Here is a 6658-nt window from a genome sequence, read left to right as displayed (position 1 = left end):
GGTGAGGGTTGCCCGGTTGTCGATGGCTCTTGCAATTGCGGATCGACAGCTAGAGAGTCTTCAACCGATTTACCGAGGGGACTATCCGCGCAAGCACTCAAAGAGCCGAGCAGGCAAATTGCCCCGAAAAAGGAAAGTGTCGAACGTGGATGAAACAGCACGATGATGATGGATAAGGAAGATTATCTTTTAGATTGTAATCGTTGCAACTCAATTTTGAGGATTCATTTTTAGATTTTGAATTGTCGAGTCCTATCGTTTTCCTTAAAGAGGCTGTTGAGGGATGTTGCTTTTTCCCTAGCAGCTTTTTCAATAACCTCAAGTAACTCCCGATTTGTCATGGCTAGTGCGTACAATGTGTTTGCTTCTTAGCTTATCGGCATTTCAGCCAATGCGCAGTCTGGCAAGCATCCCCCATTTCTTCAATCCAACCCCAAACCCAAAAAACGATCGATCGCCTCTGCCATCTCCAGCGCGTACTTCTACGGCAAACGACGATCTATACCAAAAATTACCACCCGTTGCACGTTGGAGATTTTGTCAGTCAATCCGACTCCATACTTACCGAGACTTGACCATCCGTCGTTTTCCCAGCTTTATTTTGAGTAACCGTCGAAATTCGATCGCCTGCGGGAGTATTTCTGGGAAGGAGATCGTCTCCGAGTATACAAGGAAACCCGCAACGGAATGTTGGGGGTAGATTACCCAAATCCCGTCGTTGATTTCATACAATCGGTGCGCGCTAACAAACGCATTTACGATGCCGGACTTGAAGGAAAAGCTTAAATATACAGCGATATTTCCTAACAACTCTACTGGTCACTAATGGGCGCGGGATTACCCCGACTCGCTCGCCACTCATCATTTCTGTGGTGGACTACTAGACTCTGTGGTGCTTCCTAACCTCCGAAGCGCGAACTATACAAGCTCGGAGGTCAATGGCAATTTATTTTTAGGTTAACGTTAAGTTAACAATACATTTTTGTTGTATTAAGGATAGATTGTGATAGAGTTATAAAACTCAAAATTATCGCGTTATCGACTTTAACAGGACTTACGCGGACTTACGCCGAGCCGCCATATATGATGCTCGGTCAGGGCAGATCGTAGTGGAGGGTATCCTCCCGTGGTTGTGCCCCTACATCTGGAGCTGTTACGTCGTACGTCGTAAGTCCTATATAAACAAAATTGACTTGCAATTTTTCGGGAACGAGTGTTCCTATTCGGTTTTTGTGTCAGTAGCCCTGCTCGTGAAGCCTAAATTTCAAGTCCTGTAAACACTGCGAATACGACAAGCGCAAATCGCCGATCTCGTTGATGGCGATTCGATCGAGCTTCAACGAATTTGTTCTTTAGCTTAGAAACCCAGGAGTTAAAGACGATATAGCTCGACAGATTGGCGATCGAAAAATTAAAGATCTTCATTGAATCCGGAGTGAAATATTCCATGAAAACAGTTTTGACAAAGTTTGAGGCGGTAACTCCCGAACAAGTTAGAGCGGGTCTGTTTGAGCCTCTAGAGCAAGTCTTAAGTCCCCAATCCGTTGGAGAAATTTCCCAGCTTTGCAAGCCTAAATCTACTTTTGATGATGTGACCAAATTGGTCGCTAAAGATCGCAAGGGCAAGCCGATTGCCGTTATCTTGTGTTCGCCACCCACCGCCCCAGAACGGGTAGCTCAGTCGATGAAAAAGACACGTCTGGCGCAACTCGCACTCTCACCGGAACTTGCCCATGTTGTTTTGACGCCTCTGTTTGAAGGGCGAACGTACGGGTTGAGTTATGCGGTACTACCCTACCACCAACCTTTGAATGCAGGGAAGCTAGGATGGTACGTGCAGCGTTCTAGGTTACGCCCCGAGATATTTAAGCTACTGCTTCGGATGACCCAATTAACTTGTACGCCAGTCAGCCATAGCGATGTCGAAACAAACTTCGTACAACCGCTGAAATATTTCATCGAGCTAGATGGTTTGCCTAATGAGATCCACGCCCTGGCTAAGGATTCTTTGGATCGGTTGATGGCAGGCAAATGGCAACCTCGCCACGTTCTGATGCACAACGATTTGTGGAAAGGTAATATCTTGCTCGATCGGAATTTATCCCGATCGCCCAAAGACTGGCAGAACCAGTTTGTCCTTATTGATTGGGGGGGTTCTATGACTCGAGGATATGCCATGTACGATCTCGTGAGGCTGGCTCGAACGATGAACTTGAAACCCGCCGAACTTCGCAGCCAAATCGACGCTCACTGTCGTACTTTAGACTGCGATCTCGTTGGGGCTCGCTGTCACTTGATGGCAGCCCTCAGCCATCTCGGAATGCATCTCGAACACTTTCCGTTTTCAAGATTTAAGATGGTGGTGGAAAACTCCGTGGCGACATTGACAAGCATTTAAGGCAAAAAGGTCGTTGCCGCTCGAGTCATTTGTATCCGTCAATTCTGAAAAAGCTGATGGGGAATCGCAGCTTGCAACGAGTCTTTTCCCTGGGGATTATTAGTTTCTGCATCGGCAGTAGCATCGCCTCTGTCATCTCCAGCGCGTACTTCTACGGCAAACGACGATCTATACCAAAAATTACCACCCGTTGCACGTTGGAGATTTTGTCAGTCAATCCGACTCCATACTTACCGAGACTTGACCGTTCGCCGTTTCCCCAACTTTATTTTGAGTAACCGTCGAAATTCGAGCGCCTGTTCTCTGGTAGAAAAAGCCCGTTTTGGTAACACGCCATAAACTTGTTGAACGGGGTAAATTAAAAATAAATTGGGCGTTTCGATAAAATGAGAATAAACAGGCCATTTTATACTCGTTTGAATACTTTGGGAAATATAAGTAATTCCAATTTCGGAAATATGAAGTTCAACGGATTCGCGCAAGATGGGATTGTTTTTCCACAAACCGAGCATAAAAAAGCGGTAATAGAAATCGGGAACCAAACAGGCTCCGCATCCGATAAAGAAAAGACCCAGTATCCGAAAGAAAAAACTTCCATTAGTGGGAGCAAAAAGATATAATAATCCTAAGCCTATTACCAGAACGCTCAAACACCACAGAAATAAATAGCTCGTGCGCTGGGATTTATAGTTTGCCGTATATGCTTCTTGATAATCTTTAACGCTAAGTCTATATTCAAGATTCATCGTCCGATCGTCTCTAGTACTAAGTCGGGACTCAAGATACATAATCGCGCGTTTCTCAAATTAAAATGCGGGCAATTCCGATCGCCATAATGTAGCGCTGCACGCCTGTGGTGGGAAAGCAAAAAAGAAGCTATTACGATGCGCAAAGTTCTCGATATTGACAAGAATGCGTCAATTTTCGTTCGCCGAACACCCTAGATTTAATCTCTTTAAAACTCGACGATCGTGGTAAAATTTAGCCCTAACAATAGCCCTACAATAGCTCTTCTACAAGCCGAAGCGATCGCTGTAACGTTCCTCGGCCCAAGGTTCGCCGCGAGTATGATAGCCATTCCGTTCCCAAAATCCTAATTGCTCTTCATCGAGAAATTCCAATCCGTTAATCCACTTGGCGCTTTTCCAAGCATAGAGATGGGGAACCACCAATCGCATGGGACCGCCATGTTCTGGGGGGAGAGGATTATCGGACAGGCGATAGGCGAAGAAATTTTCTTCTCGCAAGAAGTCTTCAAGAGAAATATTGGTCGTGTAACCGCCATAGCAATGTTCCATAATATGGACGGCTTCGGGTTCGACTTCGATCGATTTCATGAAGTCCGTCACCTTAATTCCCCGCCACCGAACATCCAATTTCGACCAGCGAGTGACACAGTGAAAATCGATCGTAAAATCGTGCTTCGGCATCGCCATAAAGTCCGCCCAACTAAAGGTGACCTCCTTGGCGCGACCCCAAACTTTAAACTGCCATTCCTCAGTGCTGATTGTCGGAGTATCGCCATAGGTTAGCACCGGAAACCCTTTGGCTAAATATTGACCCGGAGGTACGCGATCGTCCAATTCCGCATCGGGCTTTTGAAAAAACTTACCCATCATCGCCCTTACCTTGCACCTAGCATTATCTCCATAACACCCACTTAGTATAGCGTTTGGTTCGACCCCCTAGGTTTTTGAGATGGGGAGAGGGGGAGAATAACGACTCACTAATTATCCATTGTTCGTTCACTCTTCCCCTGTTTCCCCTGACCCTTACTTAGCCATTGGCAATTTCGATCGGGTCTAAGTCCTCCGCTGGTTGATAGCCGAAAACCCGCGAGTAGAAGTAGAACTCGCCATCGAGGGCGCGTTTGATATTTTCCCCCTTGCGGAATCCATGCTGTTCTCCCTCGAAGGGGACGTAAGCCACCGGTAGCCCTTTCTTCTCTAGGGCGGCGACCATCATTTCGGCTTGGTTGGGTGGAACCACTTTATCTTCAAGTCCTTGGAAAAAGATCGTCGGACAGGAAAGGCGATCGGTAAAATGAATGGGAGATCGCGCCTTATATAAATCTTGGCGTTCCGGATAAGGCCCGATCAACCCATCCAGGTAACGAGACTCGAATTTATGGGTATCGGTCGCGAGAACTTCCAAATCGCTGACCCCATAGTAGCTCGCACCGGCCTTGAAAACATCTCGAAACGTCAGTGCCGCAAGGGTCGTATAGCCCCCAGCGCTGCCCCCGGCGATCGCCAGTCGTTCTCGATCGACCCATCCAAGTTCGGCCGCGTACAGCGCCGCATTCGCGCAATCATCCACATCAACGATGCCCCAATTTCCTTGCAATCGCTGGCGGTACTCCCGTCCGTAGCCGGTACTACCGCCGTAGTTAACATCGAGGAAAGCAAAGCCGCGACTGGTCCAGTATTGAATCGAGAGTCGAAGACTGGTGGAGGTACTGGCGGTAGGGCCGCCGTGACTTTTCACCAACAGCGGCGGCTTTTCCCCCTCTGGGGCGCTGTAATCTTTATTTGTGGGTGGATAGAAAAAGGCGTAGGCCGTCGCGCCGTTTTCCGTGGGAAATTCGATCGGTTTGGGCGTGGAAAGATAGCCGGGGTCGAGATCGATCTGCATCGATTGCCGCAGAATTTCGCTTGTCTGACTTGCCAAATCCAGTTGGACGATCGCTGTCGCCCGATCGGCAGATCCTCCCAGGAACAGCACTCGATCGCCCGCTGCTGTGATGCCGGAAATTTGGGTGTAGGGCGTTTCGATCTGTCGGAATTCTCCGGTTGCCGTGTTTAAGGTGGCTAGATACCACAATCCTTTTCGGGTATAGGTACAAACGATACGTCCCTCCCCGGCAAAGGCGTAGGTAGACATTCCAAACACCCACTGGGGAGTGGCGAACTCCGCGTCCATCGGACACAACGGTTCGATCGCCCCATCCGTCCAACGGTAGAGGTTCCACCAATCCGTGCGATCGCTGACGAAATACAAAACCCCCTCGGGAGACCATTGGGGTTGGAAAATCGACTCTTTCTCGCCTCCAGCCACTTTGGTTGCATCCTCGATCGCCCCGTCATTCCCAACGGCAGCAACCCACAATTCGGTACCATCCCACGGCATACAAGGATGGTTCCACGTTAACCACGCCAGTTGAGAACCATCGGGACTCAGGCAGGGGGAAGCATAAAAGTCATTCCCCGAAACGAGTATATCGGTCTTGCCCGTTTTCCGATCGATACTAGCGAGGGTATTGACCGCTTCTCCATCTTCCCGATGGTCTTCTCGCACGCAGATAATGCGATCTCGCCCGATATCGAGCTGCATATCGGCGTAGCGCAGCTTACCTTCCTCGACGATCGCCGCTGGTTCGGTCTCTGGGGTCTGGGCGTACAAACGACCGTCGGCAAAGTTGGAGAAATAGATTGTTGAGTTTTTGATGGCAAACGCACCGCCCCCGTATTCGTGGACGCGGGTGCGCACGTTAAAGCCTGTGGGAGTAACATCTTGGGTCTGACCGTTCCCGGTGCGCTGCACCAGTACGTTTCGCCCTCCTTCTGCGGGTCTGCCTTCGAGCCAGTATACCCGATCGCCATCAACGGCAACGCCCCCCAAACCAATGGTTTCAGATACAATTAAGTTTGAGGTAATGGGAGATTTCCAGGCTCCGTAGGGAGCCATTGTTCGTTCGTCTTCGGTCATCGATTGCGGACTTTGAGTCTCTTGAATGTATTACTACTATTTTTAACAGAATTTACGGAAAAATCGGGAATTCTTAGCGAATTGGATCGTTACAGTTTTCCTCGAGCTGACGAACGACCCAGGGTGAAAGTTTAAAAATTTTTTGGAGTCGATCGATAATCTTTTCTTCCTGAATATCCAAGCCATCTGCCAGGACAACCCGCATCGCAAGTTCGATCGATTTACTCCGTTCTTCTTAGGAAATCACTTCAAAAAGGGTGCAGATAAAGTCATTAAATTTAGATTATTCGACATCTAAATTATCACTAAGAAAGGCAGTATAAAGTGCCTCAAATATAGGCTCAAATCTTTAGAAATATTGGCACTCGAATTCTGCTTTATATCAGACGGAAAGTATGGAAACTGTCTCAAACATGTTTTGCAAGCATCCTATTTCCTCCGTCCAAATGTTGCCATCAGCAGCGATCGTCTCTAAACCCAATGCCATAAGTGCTTAAGCTCGATCGAATTCTAAATTCATCGCGATTTAAGGTATGGGACATTGGGGAAGGC

Annotated in this window: 6 protein-coding genes; 2 read left to right on the top strand and 4 right to left on the bottom strand. The window is 48.1% G+C overall.

The genetic code is table 11. The annotated features are described in order from the left end of the window. The first annotated feature begins 361 nt into the window (after window positions 1-361). A complete protein-coding gene (locus tag IQ235_RS15080) occupies window positions 362-700 on the top strand; it encodes a hypothetical protein (protein ID WP_264322266.1) in 339 nt (112 codons plus the stop codon). A 747-nt stretch (window positions 701-1447) separates the two neighbouring features. Further along, window positions 1448-2398 (top strand): phosphotransferase family protein, encoded by a 951-nt coding sequence (locus tag IQ235_RS15075; protein WP_264322265.1) that lies wholly within the window; start codon window positions 1448-1450, stop codon window positions 2396-2398. Window positions 2399-2628: 230 nt separating this feature from the next. Here the strand turns inward: IQ235_RS15075 and IQ235_RS15070 are convergent, their stop codons facing one another. The 4 genes from IQ235_RS15070 to IQ235_RS15055 all read right to left on the bottom strand — a co-directional run bounded on the left by IQ235_RS15070 (window position 2629) and on the right by IQ235_RS15055 (window position 6311). Continuing rightward, on the bottom strand, window positions 2629-3144 hold the full coding sequence (locus tag IQ235_RS15070) for a YcxB family protein (protein WP_264322264.1): 516 nt from the start codon (window positions 3142-3144) through the stop codon (window positions 2629-2631). Window positions 3145-3411: 267 nt separating this feature from the next. Continuing rightward, window positions 3412-4017 (bottom strand): sulfite oxidase-like oxidoreductase, encoded by a 606-nt coding sequence (locus IQ235_RS15065; protein ID WP_264322263.1) that lies wholly within the window; start codon window positions 4015-4017, stop codon window positions 3412-3414. A gap of 157 nt (window positions 4018-4174) precedes the next feature. Further along, entirely contained in the window at window positions 4175-6085 is a 1911-nt protein-coding gene (locus tag IQ235_RS15060; protein ID WP_264322262.1) for a S9 family peptidase, read from the bottom strand. Window positions 6086-6179: 94 nt separating this feature from the next. Beyond that, on the bottom strand, window positions 6180-6311 hold the full coding sequence (locus tag IQ235_RS15055) for a hypothetical protein (protein WP_264322261.1): 132 nt from the start codon (window positions 6309-6311) through the stop codon (window positions 6180-6182). Window positions 6312-6658: the final 347 nt, after the last annotated feature.

Source organism: Zarconia navalis LEGE 11467 (assembly GCF_015207075.1).
Lineage (GTDB): Bacteria > Cyanobacteriota > Cyanobacteriia > Cyanobacteriales > Geitlerinemataceae > Zarconia > Zarconia navalis.
This window is presented reverse-complemented; position numbering and strand designations above follow the sequence as displayed.